Below are 19,617 nucleotides of genomic sequence, written 5' to 3'. Positions count from 1 at the left end.
TCGTCTCGTTTTTGCCCTCTATCCCGGCAGATTATCCGGGGTTACAATGGCTCCCTTTTGTGCTTTTAATTCGATCAAGTTCTGCTTTTGAGAGGATAGAATCTCAAATAATTCCTGGGGAATTTCCTCATCTTTGGCATAGGCAGTTTCCTGCAGTTCGATACGGTTGATAATGTTGTCGATATAGAGGGAAAATTGTTTGTCATAAAGAGAGCGCGGGTAGTCCTTGTTAATAATTTCTTTAAATAATTTTTGTAAATCTTCGTATTTCGGCAGATTCCCGATGGGGGTGCCTATAAATTCTACTTCAGCGTGGGCATACCGTTCAAGCCAGGCAAGCCAGACCTTGACATCTTTTTTTTCACCCAGAAGTTTGTTGGTGGTGCCTCCCCGGGCTTTTTCCGTTAAAAAATAGTTGAGCCCGGCCATGACAGGCTGGTTGGCTTCCTGGATGGCGGGGTTTCCAAAAAATTTGAATTGGGCATCCATGTAATCACCTAGAGCCCCGGGAATAAAAGGGGCATTTGCCCAGGGAGCTCGTTTTACCCCGGAGGCACCCACTTCTGTGGCAGTTGCCGCCGATACAATACAGGCACCAATGACCACGCCGTTGCTGGAATCTGGTGCCACCCACACCGGGGGCATGGTGTCGGCATCTCTGCCGGAATAGGTAAAAACCCGGGTCAGAACCCCTTCAGGATTCTGGGCTTCCGGGGAATAGTTGTCAAGGGAGCTTGAGGCCAGGGTGCAGCGGGAATTGGGATGGGACATGGGAATAGGGGAGCCGGCTTCATCTGTTTTGCCTTTTTGCCATTCCCCCTGGAAATTAATGCCCTTTGCAGGAGAGGGCTCATTGTTGCCCACCCAGTGGGGAACCTTGTTGTCATCTATGAGGACGTTGGTCCAGATGACTTCATGCCCTTCATGCCTTAAAACCTTCATGAGCAATGGGTCCCCTTCCTGGTTTACATCCTCCACAATTCCGAAGATTCCGTTTTCCGGGTTGACGGACCGGATACTGCCGTCATCGGCAATCCACATTTGGGCCAGGTCATCACCGACAAATACGCTGCCGGCCATGGCAGTTGTGGTTTTGCCGCATCCGCTGGGAGCAGCACCGGCACACCAGGTCACCCGATTCCCAGGGCCGGGTATACCGGTAATAAACATATGCTCGGATAATTCTTTCCCGCGGTTTGTGTAGACCGCCTTGTCCACGGCAAATCGATGATTTCCTTTTTTCAGCAGCAGGGTGTTGCCGGCATAGGTGCAGTTATAACTATAGGTGGTCTGAAATTTTCTATCCATAAAAACCCTGGCATCGGGAAGATCCTGGGTTCTGTTTTTCCCTTCGGAATGGAGGTTGGTGAAAAAATGGCCCTGGCGGATCACTTCTTTGTGAAAATTATTATAGGCGTTGCGGTAAAGCAGTTCTGCACTATGGCTTACGTAAGTGGAACTGGTGATTTCAAGGGCGGGATTGGAAACAGGTGATCCCACAGGTCCCCGCATATAAAATCCCACAATCATGGTCATGCCTTCCATGATGTTGGTCAGGCTTGCCCCAATATCATCCAGGGCTTTTTTTCGGTCCATGCGCTTGGCAAGGGAAGAAATATGGTCCCCGGGGTTGGTAATGTAGAAGGTCCGGTCCACGATCCTGCCCTGTTCACCCGCCAAATCAAAGTGGATGGTATGGTTTGCCATGGCAAGGGGGGCTTCCTCTCCTTTCTCAATGGCCAGGTTTTTTATGAAGGTTTGATCTTCAGAGGAACCGGTATTGATAAAAACCTTGTCCGGGTTGCAAAGAAAAATAGCATTGGCAATCCGTATGAGTATTTCCGGGTGTTCAATTTTTGATATCCGGGCCAGATGGGTATCATCCATTTTTTGTTTAAAAACATTGAGTGCTTCTTCAGGTGAGTTGATTTTTCCAAGAGTGTTCAAGATATCCATGTCATTATCCGTATTATTTGATGGATTGTTATTTTCAAAAAAAAAAAGAGCTATTTTCTTCTAACATTTAATAAATAAAAATCAAATGATATCTTAAAAAAATAATAATTAAAAACCTTTTTCCTTTTATATGGAGAAGCTGTATAAAAACAGGTGCATGACAAATAAATTTCAGACCAGGGGGGAGAAAATATCCATGGGTTCAAAAATATTTGCAGATTTACACAACCACACCACCGCCTCCGACGGTGATTTTCCGCCGGAAAAATTGGTAAAACAGGCCAGAGCTCTGGGATTAAAGGCCCTGGGTATCACAGACCATGATACCCTCAACGGCCTCACAAAGGCCCTTAGGGCTGGAGATGACAGCCAAATTGAGATAATCCCCGGTGTGGAGGTTTCCATCCGGTTTAAACGCCCCTATTTCACGGGATCCCTTCATATGCTGTGTTATTTTTCCCGGGAGAGACTGTCAGATGACAGCTTTGTCCAGGCGTTTGAATCCATTCTGGCCCAGGGCAGGGGCGAGGGCCTGGTCAGGGATCGGGTGGCGCAGATCAACCGGGTATTTGGTCCAAAAGGGGGGTCTCCACTGTTGAAACGGGATCTTCTCGTCCAGGATATTGCCGATTACAGCCCAAATGCCACCCGGCGGCATTTTGCATTGGCCCTGGCGGAAAAACTGGGCCTTGGGGACAAGGAAATCATCAACCAGGTGATCGGCAACGATAGTCCCGCCTACCTGCCCTCGGGCATAGAACTCTCCCAGGGAGCTGCCATTATTCAACGACTTCCTGTTGTTGCGGTTCTGGCCCATCCTGCCGCAGGTTCTTTTCCCGGGAAAGGGCATTATAAAGAGGTGCTGCCCCCCATTGAGGTGGTTGAAAAAATTTTACCCGAGTTTATTGAAGCCGGTATTAAGGGGCTTGAGGTATATTACCCCGGGCATACGCAAGAACACCAGGACCTCCTTAAATCCTGGGCAAAAAAATACAATCTCGTTGTGACCGGTGGATCGGATTGTCATGATGCAATAGAGCGTCCCCTGGGAGTCAGTGGGTTATCTCAATCAGAATTTAACCTGTTTAAGGGAGCAATTCCATGAGGCGAAAAGAAAAAGAAATACAAGATATGGCTTTAATTGAAGAGGTTATCAAACAATCCCGGGTCTGCAGGCTGGCAATGGTGGATGGAGATAAACCCTATGTGATTCCCATGAGTTTTGGATACGACGGGTCCCATATTTATTTTCATTCCGCCCTGGCAGGCCGGAAAATAGAAGTGCTTAAAAAAAATCCCCAGGTCTGCTTTGAGTTTGATGAAGTGACAAAACTTGTGAAAAATAAAGACGCCTGCGAGTGGGGAATGGCGTTTAAAAGTGTCATTGGTGAAGGGGAAGCTGTTTTTGTAGAGGATATCACACAAAAAGCCCATGGCCTTAGCGTGATCATGGCCCAGTATTCCAACAGGAGTTTTGAGTTCCCAAAAGAGAGCATGGACAAGACAGCCCTGATAAAAGTTTCGATCACCCGGATAACGGGAAAACAAGGGTAATAGTGGCGGATACGTTCACCGTATCCATTTTCACCTAATCTTTTTTCCCTTGGTTTTTTTCAATATGAAAAAGGGCAAACAAGACCACAACACCTGACAGGGTGATGAGGGCCGAGGCATTAAAAGATGCCATATAGGCATAGGTTTCTAATTTTCCAAGGTAGATGAGACCGTCGGTGATAGGTCCTGCAATAAGGGTCCCTGCCATGCCCCAGCTTAAGAAAAAAGTGGCATTAAAGATGGCAAATAACCGCCCCCTTTTTTGGGCCGGGATATAGGCGGCAGCCAGTTCATAGGAGGCGGCAATGATAATGACGTCGGAAAATCCCATTAAAAAGGAACTGAGGCAAATCCAATAAAGGGAGGTTGAAATTCCCAGGATAAGAAGGGACAGGGCTGCGGCAAAAGAAGAAAAGGCCAAAAGGTGCCGTTCTCCAAACTTTTTACACAGGATGCCCACGAAAAGGCCGGTGATGATAATCCCCAGGGACCGGATATTGACCACATGGCTCAGGGTAATGGCGGACAGGTTAAGGCCCGTGGGCAGAGACAGATATTGGGGCATGGTAACGGCCACGGAGTTCCTTCCAAAATGGATCAGTGTCATGGCTGCGATAAAGACAAAAAAGGCGGGGGGAACAAAATTATCCTGATCCTTTATCTGATCTTTTATAGGGAACTCTATATTTTTTTGAGGTGTTTTGTCAATACCGCCCTCGGGTACCAGAAACATGGGGAAAATGGACACAAACATGATGATTCCAGATATCCAGAACAGGATGCCATGGTAAAATCCCCATCCCGCAAAGGCCGTTCCCATCCGGTCGTATAGGAGACCTCCCGCAAGAACGCCCATCACCCTGCCAACCCCTCCCAGGCTTTCCAGTTTTCCCATCACAGCGCTTCGGTTTCCTTGTGCATAAATGTCGGAGATCAGTGCACTCCACCCGATATTGGACATGGACCAGAAAATTTCAATGATGGAAAGTCCCAGGATTACCACCCAGCCGGCCTCGGTTTTTCCCGCCGGGATCCTATGGCAATACCAAAGGAAAATGGTGCCCAGCCCCGCCAGAATCTCTCCCCAGACGATCAGGGATCTCCGTTTTTGGTATTTGTCTGAAAGCACACCCCATAGATAGCGTTGGGACAATACATTGACAATCATGGGAAAGGTGGCGAACAAAGTGGTGGTGGTGACGGAAAGGCCTAGGAAATGCCGCAGGTAGATGGTCAGGTAACTGTAAAAAAGGCCTCGCCTGAACATGGCCAGTATTTGAAAGGATGATATGCCTAAAAATATTTTCATGGGGCAGGGGTACCAGTCAAAACCTGAAAAATCAATGAAAATAAATCATAAAATTATGGCGTGTCATTGGAACAAGGAGGGGGGATTCCATTGAGACTCATATGTTGTTGTTAAGGCTTACATACCCCGCATGGCTTATATCCTTCCTGGATAGCGTCTTCGCTGGTATTGAAAATAGCAGTACAGTGTTTGTTCGTTGAATATCGACAATCAGGCATGTGAAAAACAAGTGAGTCTGTATTGCCAAATAATTGGGGACCAGGTTCGGTCTCAACAGGTTGGGTCTCAACGGGTTCGGTCTCAACAAGCTCGGTCTCAACAAGCTCGGTCTCAACGGGTTCGGTCTCAACGGGTTCGGTCTCAACGGGTTCGGTCTCAACAGGTTGGGTCTCAACGGGTTCGGTCTCAACGGGTTCGGTCTCAACGGGTTCGGTCTCAACGGGTTCGGTCTCAACGGGTTCGGTCTCAACGGGTTCGGTCTCAACAGGTTCAGTTGCAACAGGCTTGGTCGCTGTTGGTGATGTTTGGGGGGGCGCTGTGGGAGAAGGACCCTTTGTAATATTGTTCTTGTCCCAGGTGTCTGTTGCTGTTTCTCCATGTTTAAGATAAAGGGCCAGGCCGCCACCTATGATAAGGGATAGGGGGATTATACCTGCTAAAAAGTCTAAAAATGCTGGGAAGAATAGTGTGAAAAAGAAAATCCCAAGGATAATTGCTATCAAGCCGCCAATAACACTTTTCATGCGTAAACCCTTTTCGTTTAAATGTTTTAGTTTAATTGTGCACAGTGATTCACCCTTACGCCCATTGGTTGTATTGCGATTTGGGGAATTTTGTCAAGGGATTGGGTACAAAAGATAATGGTTCTTGAATAAGCGATATCCATTTTTACCAGTATCCCAACGATTGCAAGTCGGTGGATTAATCCTTTTTATCCCTGAAGGTTTCAACAGCTTTTTCCAGAACCGGCATGCTAAGGGAATATTGTCCGGCGCAATTTAAGGCAGATTCCATATCCAGCAGAGATTGCAGGTGTATGCCCTCATTTTCATATTGTTTTTGGATTTTTGAAAACATTTTATGGGGGGCCCGGCCTCGTTTAACCCCCTTTCCCACTCGTTGACCAAAATCTCGCCAGATACCTTCAAGGCAAAGAGCTGTAAAAGTTGCCGTCCAGGGGAGGTTCCCTGCTTCAAAGGTCTGGGTGCGACCGCCTAAATTAATGGCAAGGGCGCAGGCTTCATCCGCAATCTGGGCAACGAGATATCCTGTTTGGGTGCTGGTGGAAACAAGGCCTGCACTGTGGACGTAATTTAACCATATGGCATAGATTCTGGCCAGGATATCAGCGGTCTGAACACCGATGGGATCCTGTAAAATAAAGGGCGACACAAAAGGGGTGTCAAACAAGTCTGCCAATGGGTCTGTGCCGTCATCTGTTCCTGAGATAATCCCTTTTATTAATTGAGTCTCAACCAGGTCTTCGGGATTAAAAGGGCTGGTCAGGGTGTAAAGGGTAATCTCTGTTCTGCGAGATTCCTTTAGCAGGTCAAGGGCGGTCAGGTAGGGAATGGTATTTGTATCCGGTATAAATCCCCGTGTTGCGATCATTGCTTTAAAGGGTTGTTCAGACACGCCCAGTATTTTTTTGAATTGTTCTTTAAAGTCAGATGGTTTGGAGGCAATGATAATATCACTTGCTTTTCTGAAGGCGCTTGAAAAATCACTGGTGACAAATATGTTTTTGGGCAAAAGTTTTTCAGCGAATCGGCCTTTTCCATTCCGATCCCGGCCCATTTGCCTGGCAACTTCGACACAGGGGTCAAAGATTGTCAGGCTGGCATTGTCGTATCGTTTATCCTCTAAAATTCTATTGCCGATGAGCGATGCTATGGCAAATCCCCAGTTGCCTGCTCCCACCACCACAATATTCTGATCCGCTGTGGGAGAATACAGTCTTCTGTCGGCATGGGTTGCATAATAGGAGAGTCCTGCTTCATCCCTGACAACAGGGAGACCGTTTTTATCCTTTCGCCAGCGTTTAATGATCTTTCTTCTGACAAGCACGCCAAGGCCGTCGACAACAATATTCTTTACGGAATTTTTTAATATGAAATCTTCAAAGTCCGGGGGTACCCCAAATGTTTGCAAATGATAGTCTCGTATTGCATTCATTTCATTGGTAACCGATTCGATCATATCCATCCGGCCCTTTCTTCTTGCCTTTAGCAGGCCCAGAGCCGTGAGTTGGCTGGCCATTATTTTCTTTGATCGGGCAATCGCGTTTATGGCGGAGAGTGCCACAAATTCGTCTAACTGGATTCCGCTTTTGTCTTGTTTGTGTCGTTCTTTTAGTTCGCTGAGAAGAAAGGGCTCTGGTGCCGTTACATAGGCACGGCCATAGAGATTTTTTGCAGATTTCCATAAAAAGGATTTTGGGCTGAAGGGGATTCTGAGAAGGGTTTTGAACGCTCCCAGGCCCCTGACCCAGCTCACCTGGCTTTTCCGTGAGCACATGGGCAGGTCTTCGGGTACCGCGGTAAATGACAAGGCAATGGGTTGAATCACAATATCGGTTTCAAGTGCTGTGTCAATATCAATGGCACCCTGCAAGGTGATCAGTCGTTTGGGATATCTCAGGCTTCCGTCCCGGGTTCTTGCCCCCCCTCTCCAGGCTTCGAGAAAGATGCCCTGTTGTTCTCCTGTCATACTGATGGCCCGGCAATAGTTATACAGGGCCGTCATCTGGTATTTGTTAGCACCATGGCGAAGGACAACATAGGACCCGGCCATTAGAATTGATGCAATGCTTTTTATGGCCATCATGTTTTGCCCTGCCGCAAATACCGGCAACCCAAGGCCCAGGTGCTGCCATAAAATAATCAAAAGAAATTCATCCAAATGGGAGGAATGATTGATCAGATAAACAACCCCAAACCCTTTTTTCTTGTATTCCTTGAGTTTATCTAGGTGGGCAAGATCTCTGCCGTCCATGGAGGTAAAGGGCAGGGCTTTGTTTTGTTGTTCAAAAACCTGATTAAACAAAAGAGAGAGGGAAGTGGCGGCGTTAATATGTATCTGTCGGTCATACCGGATTTCAATTTCTTCGATCAGCGCTGCTATTTCGTTCCTGTCCGGTTCCTCCCCTTTGCTTTTGAGCTGGGCCAGGGTGAGTTCAAGGGCAAGGGAACTGATTTTTTGCGCCCCTGTCCAGCTTTCCGGAAGCTTGGAAAAATGAGCTGCCAGATCTCGTCCGGAATCGGACAGGGCGATTTTCTCGGCCATGTTGACAAAATTGATTTTATTGACAATCCAGGCGATTCTTCCGGTAACACTCCGTGAGATTGAAAATTTTTTTTTCTTCAAAAAAACAGCTCCCTTAAAAGTAAAAACGATCCCCTGAATCGGGAGGGGAAAGGATATCTCCTCTCCCTTATTGGAATCCGTCAAATATTGCTGTGGATACCATGTCTAAATCTTCAGGCTTAAAACAATACTGCATCTCCAAAAAGTTTTTCCTGAAACCCTGCACCTTTTCTTTCACGGGGATCTGTCGGTGGATCAGGTCTGCCATGAGGGCTGCAAGCCCTTTGAAATCGGCTTCTCGCATGCCAAACCGGGTCATTTCTGAAACCCCCATGCGAAGGGCGCCGGAAGCGGTAAATCCTTCTTCCACAGGCGTTGCCTGGTAATTTACTATGATGTTGTTTGCTTCCAGCTCCTTTGCAATCACAGCCCCTTTGCCATATCCCACATTGAGGATGACCTGGTGGGTTTCGGTATAGGAAATATCAGGGTCTCCTGCCACATCCATGCCTTCCTCTTTAAGGGCAAGTGCAAAGGCTTTGGCATTGAGGATCACCTGTCGCTGATACTCTTCCTTAAAATGGTTCATCTCATAGGCGGAAAATAGGAGACCGGTCATGGTGCCCAGGTGATGGTTGCTGACACTGCCGGGAAAGGTTCGCCGTTTAATGGCTTCCCACAGGTCATATTGGGGATCTTCCTGGGTGAAATTGGAGGCAATCACCCCCCGCTGGGTACCGAAAAAGGTCTTGTGGGTGGAGCCGGTGACAAGGTGGGCACCCTCCTTGAGGGGTTCCTGGAAATGGGGGCCATAAAGACCCAGTACATGGGCCATATCATACATGACCACACATGAAGGGGCATAGGCATCTACCAATTGCCGGATTTGGGCCACCGGCTCCTTGTGGAGGATCATACTTTTGCCCAGGATCACAAGCTCGGGCTGGTGGTTTTTGATGATCTCTTCACAGGCCGCAATGTCGATTTTATAGGGATTGTCCTTTAAAACCGGGAAATTGATCACTGCCGGTTTTTCAGTCTTGGGATCTCTGGCCACAAAGTCCCGCAAGGCCCCCATGGGTTGGGCACTTAGGTGTCCCCCCTTGATAATGTGGTTGTTCATGATTTTGCCAATTCTTCTCTGCTCGCTTTTTCGGTTGGACCGGTTTAAAAAATCCACCAAAGCACTGAAGCATGCCGTGTTGGCCATCTGGCCTGAAATGACACGGGATTCAACGGCAGCGCATCCCAGAAAGGTCTGAAATTCCTGGTTCAGCCGATGTTCAACCTCTTCGATAAAGGCAGTTCCCTGGTAGTAAAATACATTTTCTCCTGAAAAGGCCTTGACCTCCTTGTGCTCGGCATACCGGTTGACAGGATCGCTGATGGACAGCATCCGTGAGAGCCATGACTGGCTCATTTCCGAAGGAATAAGGTTGATGCACTCTTGCTGGCGCCAATGGTGGTTGGAAAGGGCCTTTTCCACAAGGGCTTTTGCCTGGCGGGGGATATCCCTTTGGGCCGGGGGGAGGCTCGCTTGTCCCAGCCGGTCATGGGGAATGGCCCGGACAAAGGGCGGGGCTTCGGAACTCATGTGATAGGGAACCACAACAGCGGCACAGCGTTTTTTTCGGATTTCAATTTCCAGGATGTCGCCTTCAAGCAGGTTGCTGTCAATAAGAGCCAGGGCCACGGCCCTGCGTTTGGGTGTTTCCTCAAACTTTGAATCAAGCCCGCTGCCGGCAGCTTCCTGGAAAGGGACCATGGTGCCCGAGGTGATATACCCCACATGGCAATCATTTTTAAAAACCCGATACCCCGCTCTGGCAATACCTTTGCCCGTAACGGCGATGGGCATAACCATCCGGGGCAGGGCTGCGATATTGTCAAACTGCCTGTCCACAATGGCTTTAAATGATTGGTATTGTGCTAGAAGGGCCTGTTTCCCAACAAAGGCTTTCTTCAGCGGTGAAAAGGAGACGGCAAATTTTGACAGCTTGGAGGCAAAGAGGGGGATTTCATTTTTTTCATGGTCGCAGCCCAGCTCATGGCCGTACAAGGGCAAAGCGGCTTCCAGGCGCAGGGTGTCCCGTGCTCCGAGACCAATGGGTGCTGCCCCTTCTTTCAAAAGCCGATCCCAGATTTCGAGGGCCTGGCTGTTTTCAACAAAGAGTTCAAATCCCAGGGGCTCTCCTGTATACCCGGTGCGGGCAAGGTCTACCCGGGCAGATCCAATATGGACTGTGGCCAGGTGGTTTCTGGCCGGTTCTGGCAAATTCCCCTGGGTGATGATCTTTTCAATAATGGTTTTTGAGGCCGGTCCCTGGAGGGAGATCATGGCGGTTTCAAAGGTTTGATCCACCATCGTGACTTCCGGGAAATCTTTGAGGTGGCTTCGGAAATGGGCCAGATCTTTTTCCCGGTTGGAGGCATTGACCACCAGAAGATATTCATCTGTTTTAAACCGGTATAGATAGGCGTCGTCAATGGCGCCCCCGGCCTCATTCTGGATAAGGGTATACTGGCTTTCAAAGAGATCAAGGGCGGCGGCATTATTGGTCAGTACATGCTGTAAAAAGGCCAGGGTGTCCTGACCTTTAAAGATAAGTCTGCCCATGTGGGATACATCAAAGATACCAGCTCGCTGTCGGCAGTCCATATGTTCTTTGATGATGCCGTCTGGATATTGAATGGGCATTTCCCATCCGCCGAATTCGACCAGGGTTCCGGAAAGTGCCTGGTGTTTTTCAAAAAATATGGTTCTCAGCAGTTCGCTCATAAGGGCTCCCACACATATAGTGTATTATTGATTCTTGTATTATCATTAAAATAGAAAACCGTAGTCCAAACTTAAGGGTCTGTCAATAATTAACAGGTTCGGGCAGGGGCAATCTCGAAAATTCCATAAAAAGGGGAATGGAAAACTGTGGGTGTGTTGGGACTGTCTACGTTAATGTAAAAAAACTTGGTTTAATAACAAATCCAAAGGGCTGCATCCTTAAGTTCCTTAAAGAGTGTTGAGCAGACCGGGCCTTTGAAAAGGCGCATGAAAAGATTTTTTTCCTTTCCAGAGCGGCCCAGGGCCACTGCGGCATATTGTTCTTTATCCACGGCATCAAGGATTTCTTTTGCAGCATCGCTTGATGACGATAGCGGGTTTCGAATCAATTCTTCGGGCACTCCGTGTCCGAGCAGGATTTCCCTGCTTTTTTTCAGTATGGAGTTTGCATCGGTCATTTCTTGGGAAATCAAAATATCCACACGATGTTGTTTTTCCAGCCCCACAACAAACCCCACGTGATCGGCCATCCGAAACGATGTTTCCGACCCGTCAAGGTAAAGAAGAACATTTTTTCTATCGGAATGGGATGACTGGCAAAGCCAGACCGGAAATGTAAAAGATTGATTGAAAAGATCCGTGCTGAAACTTTGCTCAAATGCCTCTTGCAGCATTGACAGGCCTCTGCGCCCGACAACAACTGCATCATAATTCCCTTTTTCGCCTTCCTGGATGATCTCGCCTACTGTGGAAAATTCTCTTTTTTTGAGTTTTGAGAAAATATTATCAGGAGAAAATCCCAGGCTGGCAAACTCTTTTCTGGCATCTGAAAGGGCTTTTTCCCCTATGGCTGCGGCCTTTTTTTCCTGTTCTTTTTGCCGGCGGTCTGTTTCAAAGTTTCTTTCCTTTCCCCATACAGCCGGAGGTTTGGCAAGGGAATAAAACAAGGTGGACTTGATATTTTTTTTATCAGAAAAGAAATTTGCGACAAACTGGACGCCAAAGAGTGCACTTTTTTTTTCAGAAACAGCAATTAAAAAATGTCTATCCATTGTGACCTCCCATGAAAAATTATACACTTGGTATCAAATTGTCCTGTGACCCCTGAAGGTTAAGAGAGTAACACGTTCGGTTTTTAAGTGGCAAGGAAAAACAAAGCATGGTAATGTTTGGCGATACATTGGGGAGGGGGAAATATGAATTTATGGGCAATATTATCCAACATCAGATTGCCGGATATGCTGGATATCCTTTTTATCACCATCATCGCGTATCAATTTTATGTCTGGTTCTGGGGAACACAAGCCTTCAAAGCCATTGTCGGGATTGTTGCGTTGAGTGGTGTTTTTATTATCGCCAACGCATGGGGGCTTTTTTTGACCACATGGGTCTTCCAGATATTATGGCAGGTGTTTGTCATTCTTTTGATTATTTTGTTTCAAAAAGAAATTCGCCAGATACTCGAACGGTTTAATCCGCTGAAAATATTTGGGATAAGGCAGGAATCAATATCAAACGACTGGATCCCCGGACTTGTCAATTGGGCCTTTGCAGCTGCTAAAAAAAAACTGGGTGCGGTTATTGTTTTTGAACGGTCTGAACGGGTCTTTGACTTGATCACCAAGGGTATTGTCATGGAATGTGACCCCCTTCCTGAAATTTTATATTCCATTTTTAATAAAGAATCTCCCCTCCATGACGGTGGAATCTTAATTTCAAACGGGAAAATTATAAAGACTTCCTGTTATCTGCCGCTGTCTGTTCGGGAAGACCTTCCCCAGGAATGGGGAACGAGGCATCGGGCCGCCCTGGGACTCTCAGAACAATGTGATGCAGGCGTTCTGATCGTTTCTGAAGAAAGAGGGGAAATCTCTGTTTTTATGAATAAAACCATTCAAAAAATCGAGGACCCAGAAGCCTTATCAACACTCTTGGCTGGGATGACCCCTGAACAAAAAGAGCAGCACCACAGCATAAAAGAAACCATAAAATTCTGGTTTACCCGGCGCTATAAAATTAAGGCCATTATTTTTACGGCGGTTTTTGTTCTGTGGCTGGTTCTTGCCGGTCAGCAGAATTTTGAAAGGGAGATTGAGATATCCATGCGGTATAAAAATATACCGGCCAATCTTGTGGTGGCCCAACCCCTTGATCAGAAAATTATCATAACCTGCCGGGGATTGAGAAAAGATGTCAGTTTGCTCAATGAGAATAACAGCAATGCTTTTATGGAGTTATTATCCGCACAGCCCGGGGTTTCCTCTTACAATATGAATCCTCGCAATATAAATCTTCCCAACAACAGGGTCCAGGTGGTTAATATTACCCCCTCCAAGGTTGAAATTACCTTGGTCAAAAAAGAATAGTCAATGGCGAAATCCGGGTTTGGGACGGACCCTGCCAGGAGGTGTTCTCCCCGGTTTGGGTGGCAACAGATGCAGACCCCAAGCCGTTTTTTATCGGTGAGTATCTGATGTTGACAGAAAAACAGGCCGTTAATGCCCTGTCCTTTGGGATGCCATGGGAGGAAGGGGTTTTCCTGACACCGGTGGCGGAAAAAGGCAAAATAGATTATTTACAGGCCCTTTGTCTGTCAGGAAGCAGTTTTTGCGCCATAGAATATGGATTATCGGGTAATCGGCTGTCCTTTTGAGACCATCTGTTGATACACCGGGATCGCTGTAACCCACAAAAGGAGCTTGACTTCGTTGGGGTAAACCCGTAATAATTTCTGAAGACCTCCTGTTGGCAGATGAAACGGAAATAGTGAATGTCTGGCGGAAGGCGGTTCTGGTAGGACTTTTTTAAAAAAAGACATTGCTTTTCTCTTTGATCACAACAAATAATTGAACCGAAATTATCCCATTGTTCACTCGGAGATTAGCACAAATCAATAAAAATTAAAGTGTTTCTTTTCGGTTTTGACCAAAAGCGTCGGAAGGTGATCGGCTTAAGGGGGAGCTTATTATTGGAATTGTGGATGCCCTTGTTAAAAAAAAGGCTTTCCAATCCCCCATATTGTGGTTAAAAATATAGAATGAATATGAAAACAGATACAAAGGGGAGAGAATGAATTGAATCCAACAGACATTAAAGATCCCGAATATTTTCATTGCGTGATTGATTGCCAGTTCGCTTGTCCCGCACATACCCCGGTTCCCGAATACATACGGCTCATCGCTGAAAAAAAGTATGCCGATGCCTATATGGTCAACTGGGAGTCAAATGTTTTTCCGGGGATTCTGGGCAGGGTGTGTGACAGGCCCTGTGAACCGGCCTGCCGGCGAGGCCGGGTGGAAGATGCGGCCGTGGCCATCTGCCGGTTGAAACGGGTTTGTGCCGACAATAAGGGCGATATAAGGGACCGGTTGCCGAAAATTCCCAAGAAAAAAAACGGAAAAAAAATTGCCCTGATTGGAGGCGGTCCTGCCTCTCTCACTGTGGCCAGGGATCTTTTGCTCTTGGGGTATACCATTGATCTTTATGATGACCAGGCATCGGGCGGCGGGTTTATCAGAAGCCAGGTGCCTTCCTTTCGGCTGCCCAAAAAAGTTCTGGACGAAGAGGTAAACTATATTCTCAATATGGGGGTCAACACCTATTTTAATACCTATATCTCCAGCATGAAAGATTTTCTGGACAAGGATTATGATGCCGTTTTTATCGGCACCGGAGCCCCCAGGGGACGTGACCTTGAACTGCCGGGCCGGCAGGCGGGAGGGGCTTTTATTCATATCGGCATCCAGTGGTTAGCATCGGTGCAGTACGGACACATCAAAAAAACCGGCTTCACCACCCTTGTTATCGGTGGCGGTAACACGGCCATGGATTGCTGCAGAACCGCCCGCAGGGTTGGCGGGGAAACGGTTAAGGTTGTTATTCGGGGGGGCCGTGACCGGATGAAGGCCTCTGCCTGGGAGATTGAAGATGCCATAAGTGAGGATATCCCCATATTGGAGTACCTTTCGCCAAAAGAATTTGTGGTGGAAGATGGTCGGTTGACCGGGATGAATTTTGAGCACGCTCCCGGCGGTCCGGCACCTGATTCGAAGCTTGTTTTTATTCCCTGTGATGAGGTGCTGCTTGCGGTTGGACAGCAGAACTCGTTTCCCTGGATTGAAAAAGAGGTGGGGATTATCTTTGATGATGCGGGAAGGCCCCAGGTCGATACGCTTACCTTTCAGTCCAATGTTGACAAGATTTTTTTCGGAGGAGATGCCGCCTTCGGGCCCCAGAATGTCATCACCGCCGTGGCCCATGGTCATGAAGCAGCCGTGTCCATGGATCTTTACTGCAAGGGAGAGGACCTTACCAAAAGACCCCTTCCCTTTACCACCCTGGACGGTCAGAAGATGGGACTCCACGATTGGATGTATCACAATGAGGTTTCCGAGGAGGAGCGGCAGGCGGTTCCCATGGTGTCAAAGGTTAAATCCATTAAGGACAGGCTGATGGAAGTTGAACTGGGTTTTGACCAAAAAATCGGTTTTACCGAAGCCCGGCGGTGTATTAATTGCGATATCCAGACTGTTTTTTCCGCCAAGGATTGTATCGAATGCGATGCCTGTGTGGATGTCTGCCCCACAACCTGTATCAACTTTATCGAAAACCAGGATGAGGATGCATTGCGAGCCTCTCTTGCCATTCCGGCCAACAACAGGTCCCAGGCGCTGTATGTCTCGGACCTGCTGCCCACGGGCAGGGTCATGGTCAAGGACGAAAATGTCTGCCTTCACTGTGGACTTTGCGCGGAGAAGTGTCCGACCACGGCCTGGGACATGCAAAAATATACCTACAATACAGCAAAGGCAGGGCAAAAATGATGAAAATTGAAGGTGTTAATGACTTTGTGATCCGGTTTGCCAATGTAAATGGATCCGGTTCCGCCAGTGCCAACAACCTTTTTGCCAAGGCGATTTTTCGGCTGGGGGTGCCGGTCAGTCCGAAAAATATTTTTCCGTCCAATATCCAGGGCCTGCCCACCTGGTATGAGGTGCGGGTCAATGAACAGGGCTATCTGGGACGTCGGGGGGGGTATGATTTTATTGTGGCAGTCAACGGGCAGACCCTGAAAAAGGACTATGAGGATCTTGCACCGGGCGGTTATTTTTTCTATGATTCCACCCGGTCGCTCCCTGATGATTTTTTGCGGGAGGATATCACCCTTATCGGTATCCCCTTAACCCAGATTTGCATCCGAGAAATTGAGAATCCAAAGCTCCGGCAGCTGCTCAAAAATATTCTCTATGTCGGGGCCCTGGCCCATCTGCTGGACATGGATTTTTCCGTGCTCACCGATTCCATCACCCGGCAATTTAGTAAAAAACCCAAATTGGCAGAACCGAACATCCATGCCCTGGAATTGGGATTTGAATATGCGGCCCAACATTTTGCCGATACCTGCAAATTGTCGGTGAAACGCAGCAAGAAACTCACCCGTCATATGCTGATGGACGGCAACACGGCTACGGGTTTAGGTGCTGTGTACGGCGGTGCAACCGTGGCTGGCTGGTATCCCATCACCCCGTCCACCTCTGTGATTGAAGCCTTTGACAAGTTTAGTAGCCGGTATCGGCTGGATGAATCCGGTAAAAAAAAGGCCGCCATTATTCAGGCAGAAGATGAGCTGTCTGCCCTGGGGATTGTCATAGGCGCATCCTGGAACGGGGCCCGCGCCTTTACCGCCACATCGGGCCCGGGGGTTTCCCTGATGAGTGAGTTTTTAGGGCTTGCCTATTTTGCAGAGGTCCCCGTGGTGCTGGTCAATGTCCAGAGAACCGGACCCAGCACCGGAATGCCCACCCGGAGTCAGCAATCGGATGTGCTGATGTGTGCCTATGCCTCCCATGGGGACACAAAACAGGTCCTGCTGTTTCCCTGTGATCCAAAGGAATGTTTTGAGATGTCGGCGGACAGTTTTGACCTGGCGGAAAGGCTTCAAAGTCCGGTGATACTCATGAGCGATCTGGATCTGGGCATGAACGATCATGTCTGCTTGCCCCTGGAATGGGATGACAATAGGCAATATGACCGGGGAAATGTGCTGGACGCGGCGCAGCTGGAAGCCATGACCGAACGTTGGGGTCGGTATCTGGACCGTGACGGTGACGGACTCTGCTACAGAACAATTCCCGGCACCCACCCCACCCTGGGGGCCTATTTTACACGGGGATCCTCCCATGACGAATATGCTGTTTATACAGAGGACAGTGATGCCTATGAACGCTGTATGAACAGGCTCACCAGAAAATGGCAGACGGCGAAAACCCTTGTCCCAAAGCCCCATATCAAAATATCGGACAAGGCCGGCACCTGTGGGGCTGTTTTTTTCGGAACGAGTACCCACGCGGCCTATGAAGCCGTGGACCAGCTGAAAGAGCAGGATATCATCGTCAATACACTACGGATTCGGGGCTTTCCTTTCCAGGATGAGGTCATGGATTTTGTTGACAGCCATGACCAGATATTTGTCATCGAACAAAATAGGGACAGTCAGATGCGCACCCTTCTGGTCAACGAGTGCGGGTTTTGCCCGGACAAATTGTTCCCCATCACCAATATCGATGCCCTGCCCATAACGGCCACCCTTATTGCCCGGTCTATCCAAGAAAAATTATCCACCCAAGTCCCCCCCCATCAAGGAGGTGTAAAATGAAGTCCCGCCGCTCCAGTTTTCGTCATCCCGACCTTCCCAAGAATGATCTCGGGTATACCCGGCGCGATTATGAAGGGGGAGATTCCACCCTCTGCGCCGGTTGTGGCCATGATTCCATCAGTAATGCCATCATCCAGGCCTGCTATGAGCTTTGTTTAGAGCCCCACAGGGTGGTCAAGATGTCGGGTATCGGGTGTTCTTCCAAAACACCGGCCTATTTTTTAGGCAAATCCCATGGGTTTAACTCGGTCCATGGCCGGATGCCCTCCATTGCCACGGGGGCCAACCTGGCCAACCGGGATCTTCTGTATCTGGGGGTTTCCGGTGACGGGGATACCGCTTCCATCGGCATGGGACAATTTGTCCACATTGCCCGGCGGAATCTGAACATGACCTATATTGTGATGAACAACGGCTGTTACGGGCTGACCAAGGGACAGGACTCGGCAACGACGGATCGGGGGTCTTCCAGCCGAAAAGGGCAGCCGAATCCATTTGAATCCATAGATCTGTGTGAGCTGGCCATTGCCCTGGGGGCCGGGTTTGTTGCCCGGGGATTTTCAGGGGACAAGGCCCAGCTGGTTCCCCTGTTGAAGGCCGCCATGTCCCATCGAGGTTTTAGTATGGTGGATGTGATTTCTCCTTGTGTAACCTTTAACAATACCGCCACCTCCACCAAAAGCTACCAGTGGGTTCGAGACCACATAGACGCCACCTCAACCTTTGACTTTATCCCCCCCCGGCAGGAAATCACCACTGAATATGAACCCGGTACCACCCAGGCGGTTACCTTTCATGACGGGAGCGTATTTCACCTGCACAAAAGCGATGATTCCCATAATGTCACCACCCGGCGAGCGGCCATTGATGCACTGGAATTACAACGGGAAAAGGGGCATCTGCTCACGGGCATCCTCCATCTGAATGAAACCCTTGAGGACACCCATGAAATCCTTAAGACCACGGACACCCCGCTGAATATCCTGACAGAAAAACAGTTGTGCCCCGGAGATAAGGCGCTTCAAGAATTGATTGAAACCTATAGATGACCCCTGAACTATTGGAACCTGAAATATTGAAGGGTAAAAGAACCGAGGTCAAGGAGCGCCAGAGAGCCGCTGAATCCGTTGTTAATATCGGCCTGTTCTTTAACACCATCCTTGCCGTTGTGAAAGTTTTTTCCGGTATTCTGGGGCATAGTCAAGGGCTGCTTGCCGATGGCATCAATTCCGTGTCCGACGTTATGTATTTTGTTGTGGTCAAGATCTTTGTTCGTCTGTCGGGAAAGCCTGCCGATTCTGAACACCCCTATGGTCATCATCAATTGGAGAGTATTGCGGCCCTGGTGGTGGGAGCCTTTGTTATTACCACGGGGGCGGCCATCTTTTGGGATTCGGTGAATTCAGCATTCGATCTTTTCGTGGGGGCCCCCCAGCAAAGGATCAGAATGTTTGCACTGGTGGTCGCCCTGGCCACGATTGTTTCAAAAATTTTTCTGATGCTTCACGCAAATCGTATCAGCCAAAAAATTAATAATATGGCCATCAAAGCCCTGGCCAGGGATCACCGAAACGACATTTTTGCTTCCATGGGTGCCGTGATTGGGATTCTTTTGAACCTGTTGGGCATCTCCTGGGGGGACCCCGTCGCAGGGGCTGTGGTGGCGATAATCGTCGCGAAAACAGGGATGGATATTCTTCGGGAAGCGTCTTCAGATCTCATGGACGATGTTCCCAGCAAGGAGATTGCGGCTCAGATTTATGACCTTCTTGATGGAGTGGGGGAAATTAAAGCCATCGAAGACATCCATGCACACAGGTTCGGTCCCTACCTGGTGGTGAATCTGACCATTGGCATTGATGGCGATTTGACGGTGAGACAGGGGGACCATATTGCCAGCACAGTGGAGAACAAGCTCATATCCGGTCTTGAAATGCTGCGCAAGGTGTATGTGCACTACCACCCTGCGCAGATGATTGAACCCACAGATGAACCTTCTTAGAACCAGCGCTTCCGTTTGAAATAAAACATTCCACATCGTTATCAAATTTGATGAAA

General features: G+C 48.5%; 14 protein-coding genes. 8 read left to right on the top strand and 6 right to left on the bottom strand.

The window, feature by feature from the left end; translation table 11 throughout:
• Positions 1-18 precede the first annotated feature (18 nt).
• Positions 19-1,956: a phosphoenolpyruvate carboxykinase (GTP) gene (locus tag ACZ45G_RS22985; RefSeq protein ID WP_464172844.1), complete on the bottom strand. Its 1,938-nt coding sequence runs from the start codon at positions 1,954-1,956 to the stop codon at positions 19-21.
• A 196-nt stretch (positions 1,957-2,152) separates the two neighbouring features.
• On the opposite strand from ACZ45G_RS22985, the gene ACZ45G_RS22980 reads away from it, so the two are divergent.
• The gene (locus tag ACZ45G_RS22980; protein WP_464172843.1) at positions 2,153-3,061 is read left to right on the top strand and encodes a PHP domain-containing protein; all 909 of its coding nucleotides are present in this window, start codon (positions 2,153-2,155) and stop codon (positions 3,059-3,061) included.
• Positions 3,058-3,510: a pyridoxamine 5'-phosphate oxidase family protein gene (locus ACZ45G_RS22975; RefSeq protein WP_464172842.1), complete on the top strand. Its 453-nt coding sequence runs from the start codon at positions 3,058-3,060 to the stop codon at positions 3,508-3,510. The genes ACZ45G_RS22980 and ACZ45G_RS22975 overlap by 4 nt, the downstream gene beginning before the upstream one ends.
• Positions 3,511-3,544: 34 nt before the next feature.
• Here ACZ45G_RS22975 and ACZ45G_RS22970 read toward each other — a convergent pair whose 3' ends face one another.
• From ACZ45G_RS22970 to ACZ45G_RS22950, 5 genes are all read right to left on the bottom strand, one after another.
• Positions 3,545-4,819: an MFS transporter gene (locus ACZ45G_RS22970; protein WP_464172841.1), complete on the bottom strand. Its 1,275-nt coding sequence runs from the start codon at positions 4,817-4,819 to the stop codon at positions 3,545-3,547.
• A 110-nt stretch (positions 4,820-4,929) separates the two neighbouring features.
• Positions 4,930-5,562 carry an Ada metal-binding domain-containing protein gene (locus ACZ45G_RS22965; RefSeq protein WP_464172840.1) on the bottom strand — a complete coding sequence of 211 codons (633 nt, stop codon included), beginning with the start codon at positions 5,560-5,562 and terminating at the stop codon, positions 4,930-4,932.
• Positions 5,563-5,740: 178 nt separating this feature from the next.
• Entirely contained in the window at positions 5,741-8,185 is a 2,445-nt protein-coding gene (locus ACZ45G_RS22960; RefSeq protein ID WP_464172839.1) for a 1-acyl-sn-glycerol-3-phosphate acyltransferase, read from the bottom strand.
• A 67-nt stretch (positions 8,186-8,252) separates the two neighbouring features.
• Positions 8,253-10,904: a glycine cleavage system aminomethyltransferase GcvT gene (gene gcvT / locus ACZ45G_RS22955; protein WP_464172838.1), complete on the bottom strand. Its 2,652-nt coding sequence runs from the start codon at positions 10,902-10,904 to the stop codon at positions 8,253-8,255.
• Positions 10,905-11,095: 191 nt separating this feature from the next.
• Complete coding sequence (locus tag ACZ45G_RS22950) at positions 11,096-11,956, bottom strand: universal stress protein (RefSeq protein WP_464172837.1); 861 nt, start codon at positions 11,954-11,956, stop codon at positions 11,096-11,098.
• Between the two features lie 144 nt (positions 11,957-12,100).
• On the opposite strand from ACZ45G_RS22950, the gene ACZ45G_RS22945 reads away from it, so the two are divergent.
• The 6 genes from ACZ45G_RS22945 to ACZ45G_RS22920 all read left to right on the top strand — a co-directional run bounded on the left by ACZ45G_RS22945 (position 12,101) and on the right by ACZ45G_RS22920 (position 19,561).
• Positions 12,101-13,270, top strand: a complete 1,170-nt coding sequence (locus ACZ45G_RS22945) for a diadenylate cyclase (RefSeq protein WP_464172836.1) — start codon at positions 12,101-12,103, stop codon at positions 13,268-13,270.
• 59 nt (positions 13,271-13,329) lie between these two features.
• A complete protein-coding gene (locus tag ACZ45G_RS22940; RefSeq protein WP_464172835.1) occupies positions 13,330-13,557 on the top strand; it encodes a hypothetical protein in 228 nt (75 codons plus the stop codon).
• A 421-nt stretch (positions 13,558-13,978) separates the two neighbouring features.
• Positions 13,979-15,727, top strand: a complete 1,749-nt coding sequence (locus tag ACZ45G_RS22935) for an FAD-dependent oxidoreductase (RefSeq protein ID WP_464172834.1) — start codon at positions 13,979-13,981, stop codon at positions 15,725-15,727.
• Complete coding sequence (locus tag ACZ45G_RS22930; RefSeq protein ID WP_464172833.1) at positions 15,724-17,559, top strand: 2-oxoacid:acceptor oxidoreductase subunit alpha; 1,836 nt, start codon at positions 15,724-15,726, stop codon at positions 17,557-17,559. The genes ACZ45G_RS22935 and ACZ45G_RS22930 overlap by 4 nt, the downstream gene beginning before the upstream one ends.
• The gene (locus ACZ45G_RS22925) at positions 17,556-18,608 is read left to right on the top strand and encodes a 2-oxoacid:ferredoxin oxidoreductase subunit beta (protein WP_464172832.1); all 1,053 of its coding nucleotides are present in this window, start codon (positions 17,556-17,558) and stop codon (positions 18,606-18,608) included. Before ACZ45G_RS22930 ends, ACZ45G_RS22925 begins: the two co-directional genes overlap by 4 nt.
• Complete coding sequence (locus tag ACZ45G_RS22920) at positions 18,605-19,561, top strand: cation diffusion facilitator family transporter (RefSeq protein WP_464172831.1); 957 nt, start codon at positions 18,605-18,607, stop codon at positions 19,559-19,561. The genes ACZ45G_RS22925 and ACZ45G_RS22920 overlap by 4 nt, the downstream gene beginning before the upstream one ends.
• Positions 19,562-19,617: the final 56 nt, after the last annotated feature.

It is taken from the genome of Desulfoconvexum algidum, assembly GCF_055382125.1.
Note: the sequence above shows the minus strand (reverse complement) of the source record. Positions and strands in the feature narration are given on the sequence as shown.

Bases quoted from the DNA above. Each gene is read 5' to 3' on its own strand.
- ACZ45G_RS22985 (WP_464172844.1), bottom strand. From the start codon at position 1,956: ATGGATATCTTGAACACTCTTGGAAAAATCAACTCACCTGAAGAAGCA.
- ACZ45G_RS22980 (WP_464172843.1), top strand. From the start codon at position 2,153: ATGGGTTCAAAAATATTTGCAGATTTACACAACCACACCACCGCCTCC.
- ACZ45G_RS22975 (WP_464172842.1), top strand. From the start codon at position 3,058: ATGAGGCGAAAAGAAAAAGAAATACAAGATATGGCTTTAATTGAAGAG.
- ACZ45G_RS22970 (WP_464172841.1), bottom strand. From the start codon at position 4,819: ATGAAAATATTTTTAGGCATATCATCCTTTCAAATACTGGCCATGTTC.
- ACZ45G_RS22965 (WP_464172840.1), bottom strand. From the start codon at position 5,562: ATGAAAAGTGTTATTGGCGGCTTGATAGCAATTATCCTTGGGATTTTC.
- gcvT (WP_464172838.1), bottom strand. From the start codon at position 10,904: ATGAGCGAACTGCTGAGAACCATATTTTTTGAAAAACACCAGGCACTT.
- ACZ45G_RS22950 (WP_464172837.1), bottom strand. From the start codon at position 11,956: ATGGATAGACATTTTTTAATTGCTGTTTCTGAAAAAAAAAGTGCACTC.
- ACZ45G_RS22945 (WP_464172836.1), top strand. From the start codon at position 12,101: ATGAATTTATGGGCAATATTATCCAACATCAGATTGCCGGATATGCTG.
- ACZ45G_RS22930 (WP_464172833.1), top strand. From the start codon at position 15,724: ATGATGAAAATTGAAGGTGTTAATGACTTTGTGATCCGGTTTGCCAAT.
- ACZ45G_RS22925 (WP_464172832.1), top strand. From the start codon at position 17,556: ATGAAGTCCCGCCGCTCCAGTTTTCGTCATCCCGACCTTCCCAAGAAT.
- ACZ45G_RS22920 (WP_464172831.1), top strand. From the start codon at position 18,605: ATGACCCCTGAACTATTGGAACCTGAAATATTGAAGGGTAAAAGAACC.